Source organism: Streptomyces sp. NPDC088252, assembly GCF_044740965.1.
Taxonomy (GTDB): domain Bacteria; phylum Actinomycetota; class Actinomycetes; order Streptomycetales; family Streptomycetaceae; genus Streptomyces.
In genome coordinates this window covers 326,380-341,492 of record NZ_JBIURS010000002.1, presented here as the reverse complement: position 1 = coordinate 341,492, position 15,113 = coordinate 326,380, and the positions used below count along the sequence as shown (strand labels likewise).

Annotated in this window: 14 protein-coding genes; 8 read left to right on the top strand and 6 right to left on the bottom strand. The window is 65.1% G+C overall.

The features are described 5' to 3' along the window. Window positions 1-343 precede the first annotated feature (343 nt). From ACIOHC_RS05320 to ACIOHC_RS05305, 4 genes are all read right to left on the bottom strand, one after another. Window positions 344-976, bottom strand: coding sequence for a hypothetical protein (locus ACIOHC_RS05320; RefSeq protein WP_401841530.1), 633 nt, complete (start codon window positions 974-976; stop codon window positions 344-346). 225 nt (window positions 977-1,201) lie between these two features. Continuing rightward, window positions 1,202-4,198: an NACHT domain-containing protein gene (locus tag ACIOHC_RS05315; protein ID WP_401841528.1), complete on the bottom strand. Its 2,997-nt coding sequence runs from the start codon at window positions 4,196-4,198 to the stop codon at window positions 1,202-1,204. Between the two features lie 281 nt (window positions 4,199-4,479). Continuing rightward, the gene (locus ACIOHC_RS05310; protein WP_401841526.1) at window positions 4,480-4,809 is read right to left on the bottom strand and encodes a MazG-like family protein; all 330 of its coding nucleotides are present in this window, start codon (window positions 4,807-4,809) and stop codon (window positions 4,480-4,482) included. Between the two features lie 26 nt (window positions 4,810-4,835). Next, window positions 4,836-5,813: a UDP-glucose dehydrogenase family protein gene (locus tag ACIOHC_RS05305; protein ID WP_401841523.1), complete on the bottom strand. Its 978-nt coding sequence runs from the start codon at window positions 5,811-5,813 to the stop codon at window positions 4,836-4,838. Window positions 5,814-5,839: 26 nt separating this feature from the next. Here ACIOHC_RS05305 and ACIOHC_RS05300 point away from each other — a divergent pair, with 26 nt between their 5' ends. Both ACIOHC_RS05300 and ACIOHC_RS05295 read left to right on the top strand, forming a co-directional pair. Next, a complete protein-coding gene (locus ACIOHC_RS05300; RefSeq protein ID WP_401841520.1) occupies window positions 5,840-6,391 on the top strand; it encodes an aldo/keto reductase in 552 nt (183 codons plus the stop codon). A 424-nt stretch (window positions 6,392-6,815) separates the two neighbouring features. Further along, entirely contained in the window at window positions 6,816-7,712 is an 897-nt protein-coding gene (locus ACIOHC_RS05295) for a hypothetical protein (protein WP_401841517.1), read from the top strand. 123 nt (window positions 7,713-7,835) lie between these two features. Here the strand turns inward: ACIOHC_RS05295 and ACIOHC_RS05290 are convergent, their stop codons facing one another. Both ACIOHC_RS05290 and ACIOHC_RS05285 read right to left on the bottom strand, forming a co-directional pair. Beyond that, on the bottom strand, window positions 7,836-8,753 hold the full coding sequence (locus ACIOHC_RS05290) for a restriction endonuclease (RefSeq protein WP_401841515.1): 918 nt from the start codon (window positions 8,751-8,753) through the stop codon (window positions 7,836-7,838). A 144-nt stretch (window positions 8,754-8,897) separates the two neighbouring features. Further along, window positions 8,898-10,217: a tetratricopeptide repeat protein gene (locus ACIOHC_RS05285; RefSeq protein WP_401841513.1), complete on the bottom strand. Its 1,320-nt coding sequence runs from the start codon at window positions 10,215-10,217 to the stop codon at window positions 8,898-8,900. Between the two features lie 271 nt (window positions 10,218-10,488). Here ACIOHC_RS05285 and ACIOHC_RS05280 point away from each other — a divergent pair, with 271 nt between their 5' ends. From ACIOHC_RS05280 to ACIOHC_RS05255, 6 genes are all read left to right on the top strand, one after another. Then, window positions 10,489-10,674: a hypothetical protein gene (locus tag ACIOHC_RS05280; protein ID WP_351071621.1), complete on the top strand. Its 186-nt coding sequence runs from the start codon at window positions 10,489-10,491 to the stop codon at window positions 10,672-10,674. A gap of 125 nt (window positions 10,675-10,799) precedes the next feature. Further along, a complete protein-coding gene (locus ACIOHC_RS05275) occupies window positions 10,800-12,707 on the top strand; it encodes a nucleotidyltransferase domain-containing protein (RefSeq protein WP_365691469.1) in 1,908 nt (635 codons plus the stop codon). Further along, window positions 12,704-13,387 carry a hypothetical protein gene (locus ACIOHC_RS05270; protein ID WP_401841510.1) on the top strand — a complete coding sequence of 228 codons (684 nt, stop codon included), beginning with the start codon at window positions 12,704-12,706 and terminating at the stop codon, window positions 13,385-13,387. The genes ACIOHC_RS05275 and ACIOHC_RS05270 overlap by 4 nt, the downstream gene beginning before the upstream one ends. Before the next feature lie 6 nt (window positions 13,388-13,393). Next, window positions 13,394-13,822, top strand: a complete 429-nt coding sequence (locus ACIOHC_RS05265) for a hypothetical protein (RefSeq protein ID WP_401841509.1) — start codon at window positions 13,394-13,396, stop codon at window positions 13,820-13,822. Continuing rightward, window positions 13,803-14,594: an SDR family NAD(P)-dependent oxidoreductase gene (locus ACIOHC_RS05260; RefSeq protein WP_351071614.1), complete on the top strand. Its 792-nt coding sequence runs from the start codon at window positions 13,803-13,805 to the stop codon at window positions 14,592-14,594. Before ACIOHC_RS05265 ends, ACIOHC_RS05260 begins: the two co-directional genes overlap by 20 nt. Window positions 14,595-14,624: 30 nt before the next feature. Then, a complete protein-coding gene (locus ACIOHC_RS05255) occupies window positions 14,625-15,062 on the top strand; it encodes an NUDIX domain-containing protein (protein WP_351071611.1) in 438 nt (145 codons plus the stop codon). Window positions 15,063-15,113: the final 51 nt, after the last annotated feature.

Here is a 15,113-nt window from a genome sequence, read left to right as displayed (position 1 = left end):
GGGCCATTGGCCTGGGGCTTTACATGGAGCGGGTGACGAGAATCGAACTCGCGCTCTGAGCTTGGGAATCACCCGGTACTGCTCCCGTGTATGGCGTCTGACCTGCGAGAACGTGCACCGGTGACCTCTTCCCTGCTGTTCCGTCAGCACCCTTGGTGACCGCTGTTTACCGCCCCTTCTGGCACGTAGTGGCACGGGCTCCCGTGCGGGCAACCGCTCTGACGGGGCTGCCCGGTCCGGGCTCCGTGGCCGATGCTGATCGCCGGGTGGTCACCATCAGAATGCGGTTGCTCAGACGCAGCAGGCCAGCACTCGGGGCGCCCTGGTGCGGTGTGTCCAGTCTTTACCACGGGGTCAGGTCGACTACGTGTACACCGTGGGGGGCGGATGTCTCTGTCACCCAGCGTTCCTCTTTGCCGATGAGCGAGGGCAGGGCGGCCAGCAGGGCGGTCAACGCGCCGGTGAGCTGTACGTCGGCCGCGATCAGACCGTCGGCCTCCTCGACTGCGAGGTAGAGGCGCATGCTGTCCTGGCCGGTGAAGAGGAACCCGCAGAGTGCTGGGCAGGGTGGGGTCTCGGTGAACGGCCAGGCCAGCGTGCGCAGCACGCGCAGCGCTGGATCCGTACTGGTCGGGTCGGCGGGTTCGAGGACGGTGGTGTCCACCGGGACCAGCGGCATGCTCATCACGGTCGCGTCCGTGCGGGGGAGAGGGCCGGAAGTGAGCGTGCATGTCCAGCCAAGTACCAGTGGGGCGGTCACCGGCTCCCCGTCCTCGTCCGACAACGGGACTTCATAGGCCACCAGTTCGTGTGGCGCCGCTGTGCCGGCGGCTCCGGTCACGACCCGAACCGCATCCCGCGCCGGCAGCACACCGCGCAGGAAGGTCCTCCCGGCAATGGGCACCACTGTGTAGTCGAGGAGGAAGCGTGTGATATGTGCCTGCTGCTCGACCGTTTCTCCGCCGGGGTCGTTCACTCGTTGATCTGGTCCGGGCACCTGTTCATACCCTTGCAGTGGGCCGTGATGACACCGATCTTCTTGCCCCTTCCCGCGTCGTACGCACCATCGGACGTGCGGCGGGCGTACTGCACGATGACCACGATCGTAACGAGCTTGGTCTGGTTGCGGGCGACCCCGTAGTACTCGAGTTTGCCTCAGTCACTCGTCCCTCGGGGTCGGTCACCTCGCACTTCACGTTAGCTAAATAGACGCATCTTCTGGTGGCTGCCTGGGCTCTGGAGCAACGTTTGCGGCCCGAGCTGTGTCAATGTCGCCCTTGATCCATCGGGTGATGAAATCTGAAACATCGGGGCTGAAATTGAGGCCGCGCAATGTTGCCATGGCGCTTGGACGCTCTTCGGGATTAATTCGTGCCCTAGCCCACTTGAGGACGACCCGTCTCATCTTTCCATCAGTGCGAGTCACTGCGGGAACCTCGTTGCCTTGGCGGTGTCGAATTACGCCTCGTCGGGAAATTAGTAGTTCTGCGATCGGAAGGAACATTAGGATCGATCCTTCCTTCAGTGGGCCGGACTTTCCGGAGACTGGACCATCACAGGCCCGAAGGATTGGCAGCAGAAGATTGTGTGAAAGCTCGGCCTCGCTTACCCACGGGCATGGTGCTGCAGGAAGCAGTTCCGCCAAAGCCTTGACGCAGTCAGCGGATGCGGAAATGCCAAAAAAGTCGCTAGAATCGATAAAACTGACACCCTCGCGAAACGAGGCATGGAATACGAATGGAGGGATGGCTGCAGCCCAGTAAGAGTTCTGGAATGCCCACAGTTGAGAGGTTCCGAACTTTTCAATCAAGACGCTCATGGAGACATTACCACTAACGGCCCCAAGGCGGGCAGCCCAAAAGGATGAGCCGTAATGCCGAGATATCAACGGTGCCAATTCTTCGCGCAGGTCATTCTTCACCCCACCCCATACTTCTGCGCTGCCAGAGGGAAGAGGGTTTGCGTAGGCGGTCGTGTAACTAGCGATTTCGTTGAAGAATAGCGCTGTTAGGAGTGCCTTATCATCCTCCGGGTAGCTAGCTACGGAAGCCCGAAGTGCTTCCTTTAGATTCTTGGAAACCATCTCAAGGTTTTCGGGGCTGCATTCCATTAGCAGGGCGATGGCTTCGAAATTAAAGGCCGAATCGCTGATGGACTCCAACGATAGGCGTACGGCCTGCTCGCAGATACTCTGAATAATCTGCGGGCGCGGTACCATGAATCCCAGTGATCTTGCCGCAAATGATGCCAGGTTGATCTTCTGGCTAAGCGAGTCGGTATCCTGGATGGCCGACAGGGTGAGCTCAAGGAAGTCATCCCCGCCATCGTCGACATTCTGGCTCAATATCTGCAGCGACAACTGCGCAACAACTTCCCACTCCTGGGCCGAAATGCGTCCATGGAGGACGTCGAAGAGTTTTTCCGGCGTGTAATGCTTCCGTACTAGTTGCGTCGCAGCGAAATATTCGAGGAATGTTCGGTGAGTGAAGGCGTAGAGATTCTGTTGTGTATCCGATCCCATGTCTGTGAGCACCCAGGCTCGACCCGTGCAAAAATCTACGAACTGGTTTGCGGCATCCTCGGCAATTGCCTCATCATCGAAACGTTTCTCCACGAGGAACTCAGTCATGAATGACACAAGTCGCGCACGAGTGAGCCCCTTTTGCGCCTTCGGGTCCGAATACATGCGGAGGGCCAGCGCGTTGAGGGCCTGTCGGACATGGGCGTTAAAAGGAAGGGGGATGACGATACCCCTCTGCTTGTCCCACCTTTCAAATAGGAGTTGGGCGCATTTCTGATATAGGTCTGGTCGATTAGACGGAATGTAGTGCTCGGTGGCGTAGATGCCGCACATCAAAGAAAGCATGAGCGGGTTTTTGCGCAGATCGGCTACGAATTGACTTTCGCGAACAAAGGCGGTGGCGAGTTCGCTGCGTCGCTTTCTCTCTACAGTTTGATCGAGGGCGAACCACTTTTCTGCATACGTCGCTACCTGGCTGTCGCTCAGTTCCGCCAGTGTTACTGCTGCAAAAAGACTCTCATCGAGAGGTGCTTCGCTGTAACCTACGCGCCGTGAAGTGACAAGTACGGGTGCGGATGGGTAACGATAAACGAAAGACTCGACGAATTCCGATACCTTCCGACGTAGGGATGTGTCAGTTAGTTCGTCGAGGCCGTCGAAAATTACCAGAGCTCTTCCGCTGCTGAGGAGGTATTCAATGGCGCCCTCGGGTGGTTCCACATTGTATGGGTTTCGGGAGATGGATTCGAGGAAAGTGACCATTGAATCTTTGCTCGCCCTGAACGCTTCGACGTAATCGCGGAGGACGAACAGTAGAGGGATTCGCGCAGTAGATGCAGGGAAAGAGGATCGGGCAATGTCGTAGGCAAGTTTGAGGGACAGTGTTGACTTCCCCCCTCCTGGGTCGCCCAGAATTACTACTCGGTGATGGTTTGCGATCACCTCATCGAGATCGCGAACATAGGCGTTATGTGATTCATTCTTCTTTGTGGCACTCCGCAGTTTGGGTTCAACGAACAGCTTGCTGTATGGAACCTTCCGAGTTGTACCAGCATGCGGGAGCCGCATAGTGGAGTGCAGATTCTTAATCTGATCGGCCAGCTGGACTTCGAAGTCGTGGTAGGTGGCGAGGCTGCTAAGGGTTGCCAACTGCTCAGCGGATTTCGCATCAGCGGCCGCGTGGCAGGCTGCGATTTTCAGCATCGAGGCGCGTGACTCAGGAGTGAACGTGTCTGAGGATTTAACTGTCTCTACTTGGGAAGTAGTCTTCTCAAGCAGAGCATTCCATAGTGCCTGGGTGATTTCTGCTGTGAGGTCTTCGTTTGGGACGCGAAGTGCCACGAGTTGCCGCAGGCGTTCTAGGGTGGAGTTAAGTTCCTTTCTCTCATTCTTGGCGCCTGCGCTAGCATAGATTTGCGTGGCGATAGAAAGTGCAATCGCCTGAAAATCGGGTGTTTCCAGAAACTCGGCGATCTGCTTGGCGGACTCTGGCGTGAGGTGGGGGCATAGGGCGTCGTAGGTAACGTCTGCGAGTGCCCGTCGCGTCTTGCGGTTCTTCCAACGTGCTGACAGTCCAGCGATAGGAGCGGCTGCCAGCTTCGCTGCTGCACCACCGGCCGCTCGACCGGCAGCGGGTCCACACGCGGTTGCTAGTGCCGCGCCCAGTCCGGTCAGCATTGTGAAGCCTCCATGCGATTAGTCTGCAAGCAGCTAGATTTGACGGCACGTTAGCAGTTCTGTGATGTCTGCGGAGGGGACATCATGGCCATCGCACCCGTGTTGGGTACCGAGCCTGAACTGGCCCTGCCATAGGGGCTGATGAGTGGGGATTGTCTGCGGTGTCACCGGAGGATGAGGGATCCGCTGGGTGACGGCCTGAGTGCCTATAACAACCCGGTCCCCCAGTGCTGCCGCCGACCGCTCCTTACAGTTGCGGCCGGCGGCGCGACTGAAAGCCGTCAGGCCGAAGGGCTGGCCTTCCTGCCCCTGCGGGTGCGGCGGTGGAGGATCTCGTCGAAGGTGGCGCGGGCGCCCGTGGGATCGATGTAGTGCATGGCCAGGAGAGCGGCGATGACGGCGCCGACCAGGTCGTTCTGGACCTCGGACCAGGTGTGGGCGTCGTTGCAGGTGGTGAGGCCCTTCAGGCCGTGGAGGGCATGCATGGCCTCGCCGGCCTCTTCGGCGACCTTGCCGACCTGGAGGGCCTTGAGCTCCTCGTCGGGGAGGTGGGCGCCTGCCGCTCGGCAGACGGCGGAGAGCTTCTCGATGTTGTCCCACAGGGTGTCCACGTCGGACCTCCGATCGATGGGTTCGGCTATTCCTGTGCGGGTCGTCCGAGCTGGCGTACGGTGCATCCGGCCATGCGCCAGGCGTCGGCGTCGATGAGGTTGCGGAGGTCGACGAGGACCGGGGCCGCGACCAGTGAGGCGAGGGCCTTGGAGTCGGCCTCGCGGAAGTGGGGCCATTCCGTGGCCAGGACGATGACTTCGGCGCCCTGGACGGAGGCGTCGAGGGTGTCGGCGTAGTCGAGTTCGGGGTTGCGGCGCAGTGCGGTGGGCAGGGCGTGCGGGTCGTGGACGGTGACGGTCGCGCCGCGCTGGTGCATCAGCGAGGCGATCGCCAGGGCCGGGGATTCGCGGACGTCGTTGGTGCCGGCCTTGAAGGAGGCGCCCCAGACGGTGACGCGTACGCCGTCCACCGGGCGGCCGAGGGTCTGCTCGATGAGCTTCAGCGCGGCGGTGGGGTGTGACTCGTTGACCTCCTCCGCCGCGCGCAGCAGGGTCGCGGCCTTGGTGGCACCCAGGGCGCGGGCGGAGGCGGTGAAGGCGCGGACGTCCTTCGGGAGGCAGCCGCCGCCGTAGCCCGGGCCGGCGTTGAGGCCGCCTCGACCGATGCGCGGGTCGACGCCGATGGCCTCGGTGAGCTGCTGGACGTCGGCACCGGCCGCGGCGCACATGTCGGCGACGCCGTTGATGAATGAGATCTTCATGCCGAGGTACGCGTTCGCGGCGCCCTTGATCAGTTCGGTGGTGGCCGGGTCGGTGACGAAGAGCGGGATGCCGTCGGCGAGGAGCGGCGCGTAGACCTGGCGTACGACGTCCTCGGCGCGGGCCGAGGGGACACCGACCACGATCCGGTCGGGGCGCAGGGTGTCGTCGATGGCGTGGCCCTCGCGGAGGAACTCCGGGTTCCAGACGACCTCCACGTCCTCACCGGCCGGGGAGAGCCGGGCAAGGAGTGCGCCGAGGTCGCGGGAGGTGCCGACGGTGACCGTGGACTTGCCGATGATCACGGTCGGGCGGGTCAGGTGCGGGGCCAGTGCGCGGGCGGCGCCTGGTCGCCAGCGTCCACCGCACCCTGCGCGAACTCGGCTTGGACCGCCTCAACTTCGTCGATCTGCGGCTCCACGAGGACGACAACGAAGCAGTGGCCGAACGATTCGGAACGCTCGCCGCCCTGTGGGAGGAGGGGCCGATCCGGCACCTCGGCCTCAGCAACACGACCATCGGGCAGCTCGCCAGTGCGCAGCGGATCGCTCCGGTGGCGGCGGTACAGAACATGTACGGCCTCTTCCACCGCCGACATCCGGAAGTCCTCGACGCCTGCACCCGGCAGGGCATCGCGTTCGTCCCGTTCTTCTCCTTGAAAAGCCTGGGGCGCCCCGAGCCGACCGAACCTCTCGCCCGGATCGCCGCCCGGCACGGAGCCTCTCCCGAACAGGTCAAGCTCGCCTGGACGCTGGCCAGGTCACCGGTCGTACTCGCGATCCCCGGCACTTCCTCGGTGGCCCACCTGGAGGACAACACCGCGGCAGCCGACCTGCTCCTCGACCCGGAGGACCTCGCCGCTCTGGACGCCATGTCGACCTGATTGGCGGGTCCCACAAAGACGAAGCCCCAGGTCGGCTGACCTGGGGCTTCGTTCAAGAGCGGATGACAGGAATCGAGCCAGCTGTGCTAGCAAGGCCCTTGCTCCGCACCATGCCTGTTCTCCGCGTCGTCAAGGATATTCGCCGGGTGCTGCCTTGTGTCGCGACGCAACCGCTTCCGCAGCAGAGCGCCCGCGGTCACCACAGCCATGGCTGCGAGCGACCCCAGCGCTTCGGCAATCACACCTTCACTGACTGCGGTCCAGGAAACCCCCAACACGGCAACTCCTTCAGGTCGTTCGATGTATCCGCTCCAGCGTGTGCCGTCCGGGGGTTCCCAAGACGCTGATGGACGGCGCCTGGCAACGTCGGACAGAATCGGACGGACTCTGACGCCGAGGGACACAGGGGGAGAGCGTGGCGCGTTTGAAGAGGCCGGACCTGCCCTTCGGCCCGCTGCGTGACCTCAACAACGCTCTGCACGACCTGCACCAGCGCGCCGGGCTACCTTCGGTTCGCGACCTCACCAGAAGCGTTGGTGCCGGGGTGGCCAGCAGGAGCCGCATCCACGACGCGTTCACTGGTAGTCGGCTTCCGTCATGGGGTCTAGTGCAGCTGCTGGCTCGTGCACTTGCGCAGACGGTGCCAGCTGGTGACACCGCCAAGGAGGAGAGAGACCTTCATGCTCTGTGGCTGATCGCCTCGGGTGCGGCCCACGTCGATCACCCGATCGAAGAGCCCACGGATCCACACCCCGCCGTAGGAGCACGTGCCATTCTCGCCATGAGGGTTGAGTGGGAGAGTCCAACTATGGTGGAGATTGGAGAGCGCCGTCTTCTTCGCCAGTACGTGACCAGCGCTCTTCAGGACACCGGCTACCAAGATGCTGCTATTTATCGGCACGATGGCAGTGCTGGCAGCACAGTCGCCTTGGCCCCCACCAGGGAGCGTCCGTCCCTCACGGCAGCGACGTTCTTGGCGTCAGTGGACTTCGAGCATCGCCGGCAAACCGAAAAGATGCGATTCATGGCTCACTTCACCCATTCCGTGGGTAATTCAACGCATGCCGGATTCGGGGTCGAGCAGGCTGTCGGAGAGCTCGAATCCTTCTGCTTCTCGTCACTTATCGAGCCGCACTGGCCTAAAGGGGCGGAGATGCCTATGTATAATCGCGACCGTCCAGTCTCCGCCATTGTGCACGGCATGGACTCTGGCCAAATCGGCGACTTCTGGGGTGGATGGACGTTGGTGCAGGTCGCTCTGCGCCCCGGATTTAGACCTGCCAATTTCTGGTTGCGAGAGCATGCAGAGACGCCCTTCTAGCAGGCGGACGCAGGGGGAATGAGTGTTGCTGGGAGTCTTCGTCAACCCGGCCCAGGGAGTCTCGGCTGCAACTTTTCAGCCGTGTGGCATGGGGCTTCACATGAACTATGCGAGGCTGGCGGCCTAGACGTAGCTGGGGACGCTCTCGTAGTACCGGTAGTGGTCTGCGTCGTAGGCGTCGTGACCCCGGTTGACCTTTCTGAAGGTGATCTCGAAGTTGTCGTATTGTCCGTCATCAAAGGAGACGCCATCGTCGCCAAGCTGCTGACGCAATGTGTACTCATTCATCGGCGGCTCGATCTCCTCGCGCTGCCAACTTCGATATCCGTGCAAGTAGTCGAGGTACCAGACGAACCCGCCGTGCTTGTCGTCGTAGAAGACACCCCGGGGGCGAATTTCGTGCCCAACGGGCAATGCGATCGAGGCGACTCTGTCCAGACGTTCGTCGATCCATTTGAGTGGGAATCCGACTGCGCTTCCGTGTCGGTTGGCGACACGGAGGTAGAAGCCGCGGGTGATACCGATGAAACGGTTGGGCTCGCTCGTGGCGAAGACTTTCCACCCGCTGGCTTCGGCGCTCACCGGGAAGAACCGCTGGGCCACCGCCCAGCCTCGGGGAGTGGCGAGCATGCGTTCAAGTTCCACTCCATCCCACACGTGGGTGTGCACGCCCTTGGTTCGCTCGATCGATTCCAGTCTGGACACCAGGGCGCTTGAGGGTTGGGTGGAGCAGACGAGGAGGAAGCCGTCGGCGTCGTGCTGCGCAACGGCATCCACGATGCCGCCGATACTCCCTACGTCTTCACCGTTGACCGAGCGCCCTGCACCATCCTTGGCATGTGTCATGTGCTTGCACGAGATCACCCATTTCCGCGTCTTCGCTCCCAGCAGGGCGACCCCAGGTTCTTCCAGCAGAAGGTCACGTCCGCCGTCCGCTCCCCGGCCGGACCACTTGGCCCTGTAGCCGAGAGCCAGTGCCAGCTCTCGGACTAGTTGCTCCAGGCCCTCGCCGTCCGGCGCCAACTCGTGAAAGTCGAGCATGGTGATCCTTGTCAGTGAAGTGCGGTGTCGGTCCGCGTGGTGCATGCACCCCGCACCGACTGGGCGGTTGACCTTCAGGTGGTGCCGGGCTGATTGGCTGAAGAACAGGCTTATCACCCGCTACTGACAGAGTTGGCACCGAGATCAGCCTGAGATGCGCGCTGCCTGCTCGCGGAGTTGCTGGGCCTCTGGAACTCCGGTGTACCGGCGCAGGCGGACTCGCATGTCTTGCAAGGCGGCCTGGACCTTCACCGAGCGGATGCCGTCGGCGCAGTCCAGGAACTCGCTCCAGGTGGCCATGGCGCCATCGACGTCGCCTTGGCGCAGGCGCACGCCGCCGAGGTCGGCGAGGACGATGGCGCGGGTGCGGCGGCGGTCGAGGCCGTGGATGTCGAGGGCGAGGTGGAGGTGTTCCTCGGCGGCGTCGAGGTCGCCGAGGCGGGAGAGGATCATGCCGGATTCGTGGGCCCAGCGGCCGGGGGAGTAGTGGGCGGCCCAGGAGTCGCCGGCTGCGGCGGTCGGCTTGCCGATGGCGGTCTCGGACAGGGCGAGGTGCTTGGTGGCCATGCGACGGTCGTCGTCCTGGGCGGCGGCGTTGGCGAGGGTGGCCTCGTAGTAGGCGACTGCACGCGGGTTGTCGAGGTGGCGGCCGTACTCCACGCAGGCTTCGCCGAGCTGGACGGCTTCGGCCCGGTAGCCGAGGTCGACGCACTGGACGGCGAGGCCGCGGAGAGCCGTTGCTGACAGTTCCGGATCGCCAGCCTCTGCCGCCAGGCGGAAGGAATGGGCGTAGTAGCGCTGGGCGAGGCCGCGCAGCTCTGGGGTGTCGCCTTCGTCCTGAGCCATCCAGCCGGCGAGGTGGACGAGCTGGGAGGTGGCGGCGAAAAGGTCGCGGCCGGTGGCTTCGGTGAAGTGGCCCTCCAGCCAAGGGGCAACGTCTTGGATGAGGTAGCGGACGGCCAGGTGGCGGGCGTGCCCGCCACCGAGTTCGGAGGCGGAGTCGCCGAGGGCCTTGACCATGTGGCGTACGGCGGCCACCTCGCCCTGGCCGACGCGGACCGCTCCGGGAAGGGCGGTCTTGGTTCGGCGGGTGATGCTGTCCATGTCGGGCAGGCTGAGTGCGGACAGCGCGTATCCGCTGGAGGCGAGGATGAACTCCCGGCGTTCCACGTCGCTCCTTCCCAGGTGCAGGACTGATGCAACGGTATCTGTGCGGGGTGCCGCAGGCGTGGGCTCCGAGAGGTTGATCGCCTCGGGATTCAGTGCCAGCACCTGCGCGATGTAGGGCCACCAGTGGCCGGGAGTTCGTTCGCCTTCTATCCACCGCCGGGCGTGCTGGCGCTGCAGGCGGCGCGGGTCGCCGCATTCAGCGAGGCCGAGAGCACGCGCCAACTCCGAGGGGCCCCAGCCGCGTTCTTGGCAGGCCCGCTTGATCAGTTCCGCGACGGCCGGGTTCCTCGGCACCCCGTCACCCCTCCCCACCTGGATTACGCGGGATTACGCAGGACTACATCCTGGGCCCTGTCCCGGGAGCGCGGCCCGTCGTTCACTGAACATCACTCCGCAGAACTCCGAATGGCTCGAATAGGCCCTGTTCAGGGCCTGTTGGCGCCTGCCCGGACACCTTGAGAGGAACGACGGTGGCGATGCCCCCTGACAACGCACGGACCCGCACGATTCCGCTCCCGCGTCAGCCCAGTGCGACACAAGGCTCCGCCGTCCGAGAGCCCGTCCGATGAGCCGTTCCCGCGTGCCCGACCCGCTGGAGACCGCCCTGAGCTGGGTGTGGGCCCTCGGCACGGCTGCCGGGCTCGCCATGGTCGGACATCTGGCCCACACCGAGCACTCCTCCGCACAGGTCCCGTTGGCGCAGGCGACGCTCAGCGCCGAGGACGTTCCGTTGGCCGACGGCCCCGTATAGGCACTCCGGCCCGTCCTTGCCTCTCGACCCGGGGGCGAGGTCGGAGCCCCATCGAGTTCTCGCCGCAGGGCGTTCACGGCGCCTTGCAGGCGTACCCGCTCCGCATCACCAGTGAAGGGAAGCCGATGTCCAGTCCGTACAACAGCGATACGTATCCCCTCCCCCTGTCGGTCGCGTTCAGCGGCCCCGACAACACGGGGAAGACCAAGCAGATCGGAATCCTCGCCCGGCGCATGGGCCGGGCCGCGACCTCTGCTGGCTCGCTCGACCACTACGACCCCCGCTGGGCCGCCATCAAGGCCGGCGGCATGGCCCGCTGGTGGTTCGAGACCGATCCGGTCGAGGAGGTCGCCGACGTCCTCGCCACCTCCTACCTGGAACGCTCCCGGCACCCCTTCTCCGCGCCGGTGCGCCTGCTGGACCGGGGCATCCCGATGCTGGAGGCGTCCGTCGCCGCGACGGTCGCCGTACGGGAGGATCTGGGCGCCGAGCAGGCCGCGGACCGGGCCCGACTCCTGCTGACCTCGTATGAGACCGACCTGCGTGCCGCTGAGGAGGGCGAGCACGCCCTCGTCCTTCTGCACTGCGACGACCCTGAGGAAGGCACCCGCCGGAGCCTGGCCCACGAGGCGACGGTCACTGGGATCTACGCGGCGTACCAGCGCCACCTCCACGAGCAGATCAACCGGCTCGTCGACGACGGTCGCTTCCCGACGTCCATCCGCATCGGCGACCGGCCGACCATCGCCGTCCAGGATGAGGTCCGCGGGCTCCTGGCACCCCTGCATCCGGAGGTGCCCGGGAGGGCTCTGGCAGGAGTGCATGTCACCGCGCTGGGCGGCATGTCGGAGAGCGGCAAGAGCACGGCCGGCGAGTACCTGCGTACCCAGCACGGCCACGCCCGCCTCAAGATCGGGTACCTCATCGAGGACGCGGCTGGCCGGGCGGGGATTCACGATCCGTACCGGCTGGGATCGGTCGTGCAGGCCGAGCTGATCGTGGACGCGCTGGACCGCTTCTGCCAGGCCCACCACTTCCTCGACTCCGTCAGCATCGAGTCGCTGCACGACTTCGACTCGACCGCCGAACTCGCCCGGATGCTCGGACCTCAGCTCACCATCGTCTACCTGGACGCCTGCGAGGCCACGCGCACCCGGCGGGGCACCGCCGGGGCCCAGGACGTCGCGGACCGCGACCTCATCAAAAGCGCACGAGGCGCAGACAAGATCGTCTCCATCGCCCACAAGGTCATCGGCAACGACGGGCCGCGCTTGGAGTTGGAGCGGCGGCTGGACCGCATTGCGCTCGACCGCCGCTGGCCGGAGCACCAGCCCTCCACCATGCCGGTCAACGCGCTCGGACTCCCCGTACACCTGGAGTCCTACCTGGCCGAATTTCTCGACCGCACCACCGGCCTGCGCCCGTTGATCGATCTGCTGGCCGTCACCGGCAGCGGCGCCCGGGGCAAGTACCAGCACGGCTGGAGCGACCTCGACGTCCTTGTCGTGGCCGACACGTCCTCCCTCGACGAGATGCGCCAGATCCTCGCGGATCTGGAGACCGAACTCGGCGGGGTCAAGCTGGGCATGACCGTACTGACCCGCGCCGAGTGCCGGGCCGGCGCCATCACCTCTCGACTCCTTCACGTCCTCGCTCTCATCGGCAGCGGGTCGCTGGTCCCCTTGTGGTCCACCCCTGGCCTGGCTCTGCCCGCTCCGGACGCGGCCACTGACGTCGCTGTAAGCCTGCGCGACGGCATCCAGGCCGCCATCGAGATCCGCCGCCAGTTCCTCAAGGGAAGCCCCGACCTCCGCGCCCTTTACAAGGTCACCGCGCTGCTCGCGAAGATTCAGCTCCGCTTCAGTGGGATCGAGTGCCCCTCCGACAGCGACGCCCTCACCGCCCTCCTCGACGCCACACGGCAGGACACGAGCCTGGTCACCACCGCCCGCACCGAGCCGCTCGCCGCCGAAGCGCTCGCGCTCCTCGTTCTCCAGGCTTGGCTGGACACCCTCCCTGGAGAGACACGGTGAGCGCGATCGCCCGACGGGCCACGGCAACAGCGGGTGTCTTCCACAAGCCGGTGGCGACCCGGGAGCGGGTCGCAGCCGAGGCGAACGGATGGGCACGGCTTGCCTCCCGTATGGCAGTTCCCGCCCTTCACGGGCAGATCGCGTTACCGGACAGGCAGCTCCTCGTCTACGAGGACGTCTTCGCCACCGGGCGGTGCGAGCTGCTGATGGGCGACGTGATCGCCCTCGCCGACCGCGATCCGGCCGTCCAGCCCCGCTTGAACCGCCTCGTGGACGGGGTCTGCGCCGACCTGCGAGCAGCGGCTGAGGAGACCGGGAAGAGCGTGCCGCTGTCCGAGTGCGTCCCGGACCTCTACCTCGACCGCATCCGCCCCGGTAGCCGACTGGACCGCTGGTACCTGCGCCGCGACCTGCCACTTACTTTGCCCCTCACCGATACGACATTCACCCTCCGGGAACTGGCTGACTTCACCCTCACTGCCAACGGCAGACCGCTGACGTTGAACGTCGCCGACACCATCGGCAACCTCCGCCTTGCCCTGGCTCCCGACCGCCGCAGACTCGCCGGTCTGACGCAGGGCGACCCCACGGAACCGAACATCGCCGACCCGCTGTGCTGGCTCGACTTCGAGTTCGCCGGGCGCAACACCGTCGCGGGCGAGGCCGCCAACCTGCTCTGATACCTGATGGCATTGGGTGGCTGGCTCGTCCCCCGCTACCAGCCCGACGTGTACGCCCGCACCCTCCGCCTCGCCCTGCCGCCCCTGGCCCGCCCGCGTGTCGAGCACCTGGAACTGCACTGGAGCAGTCGGCACATCGATGTCCGGTACTCCTGGAACACCGGCCCCGGCCGCGCTGCGGCCATCACCCGTGCCCTGGACAGCCTTCACAAGGAGAACGGCAGCGGCTTGGAGGAGATACGTGCCTTTCTCGCCCTGCGCGTCCTCGGCGTCATCCCGCCCTCCCGGCTCACCGGACACGACCTCCTGCTCGTCCTGATCAAACTCGCCGAGAGCCAGGATCCGCACACGGTGCTCGACACCTTCTTCACCACCACACCGGCCCCTCACCCCCACCCCGGTGAACGGAGCAGCAATGTCCCTACCCCTGCTTGAGTCTCCTCTCCAGACCCGGCCGCTCCAGGGCCGCACCGCCCTCGTCACCGGCGGGGCCACCGGCATCGGCGCCGAGATCGGACGGGCGCTCGCCGCCGCCGGAGCAACCGTGGCGGTCAACCACCTCGGCCAGGACCCCGACGTCCAGGCACTCCTTGCCGCCTTCGAGCGTGCGGGCAGCCCCGGGATCGCCGTGAACGCTGACCTGACCGATCCAGGCAGCGTCCAGACCATGGCCGGCCTCGTCCGCGCCGAGGTCGGACCCGTCGACATCCTGGTGAACAACGCCGGTTCCTACCCCCGCGTTGCCTGGCAGGACACCGACGAGACCGCTTGGAACTACTCCCTCGACGTGAACCTCACCGCTCACTACCGCACCTGCCATGTGCTCACCCCCGGCATGATCGAACGCCGCTGGGGCCGGATCGTGAACATCGGCAGTGTCAACGCCCGCGCCGGCCGGACGAACCTCGTCGCGTACAGCACCGCGAAGGCAGGGCTGCTGGGACTGACCCGCTCCCTCTCCCGCGAACTGGGCCCGTACGGGATCTGCGTCAACACCGTCATGCCCGGGGCCATCCAGGTCGAGGCCGAGAACACCCTCCCCGCCCAGCACCGTGCGCGGCCGGAGGACCAGATCAAGCGCCAGTGTGTTCCGCGCCGTGGTCGGCCCGAGGATGTCGCGGCCCTGGTGGCGTTTCTCGTGGGCCCCTCTGCCTCGTTCATCACGGGGCAATCCGTCCACGTCGACGGCGGCTGGCTGCTGCACTGAGACCACCAACAAGCAGGGAGACAAACCGAAATGATGGAACGAGTCCGCGCCGTCCTCGTCACCGCAGACGGCACGATGCTGGTCATCCGCCGCACCCGGCCCGGCATCCCCGAATACTGGGTCCTGCCCGGCGGCGGCGTCGAACCCAGCGACGAGTCCCGGGAGGCGGCCCTCCACCGGGAGATCCACGAGGAGATCGCGGGGAAGGCCGACATCATCCGCGTCCTCCACACGATGGAGTCCGACGATGAGCGGCAGCTCTTCTACCTCGCGCGCATCGCGACTTGGTCCTTCGATGACCGCACCGGTCCAGAGTTCAGCGCCGTAGGCCGCGGTGAATACGCGCTGGAAGAGATTCCGCTGACCATGGAGGGGCTCGACGGCATCGACCTCAAGCCCGAGGAGATCGCCCACGTCCTACGGGGAGCCATCAGTGCCGGAAGCCTCGGAGTTGAGGCATCGCTCTGAGCCTTGAGCCTTCGAGTACGTCAGCACGCCATCAGGGCCGACTCTGAGATG

Coding starts and splice junctions, on each gene's coding strand:
- ACIOHC_RS05315 (WP_401841528.1), bottom strand. CDS start 4,198: ATGCTGACCGGACTGGGCGCGGCACTAGCAACCGCGTGTGGACCCGCT.
- ACIOHC_RS05290 (WP_401841515.1), bottom strand. CDS start 8,753: ATGCTCGACTTTCACGAGTTGGCGCCGGACGGCGAGGGCCTGGAGCAA.
- ACIOHC_RS05280 (WP_351071621.1), top strand. CDS start 10,489: ATGAGCCGTTCCCGCGTGCCCGACCCGCTGGAGACCGCCCTGAGCTGG.
- ACIOHC_RS05275 (WP_365691469.1), top strand. CDS start 10,800: ATGTCCAGTCCGTACAACAGCGATACGTATCCCCTCCCCCTGTCGGTC.
- ACIOHC_RS05265 (WP_401841509.1), top strand. CDS start 13,394: ATGGCATTGGGTGGCTGGCTCGTCCCCCGCTACCAGCCCGACGTGTAC.
- ACIOHC_RS05260 (WP_351071614.1), top strand. CDS start 13,803: ATGTCCCTACCCCTGCTTGAGTCTCCTCTCCAGACCCGGCCGCTCCAG.
- ACIOHC_RS05255 (WP_351071611.1), top strand. CDS start 14,625: ATGATGGAACGAGTCCGCGCCGTCCTCGTCACCGCAGACGGCACGATG.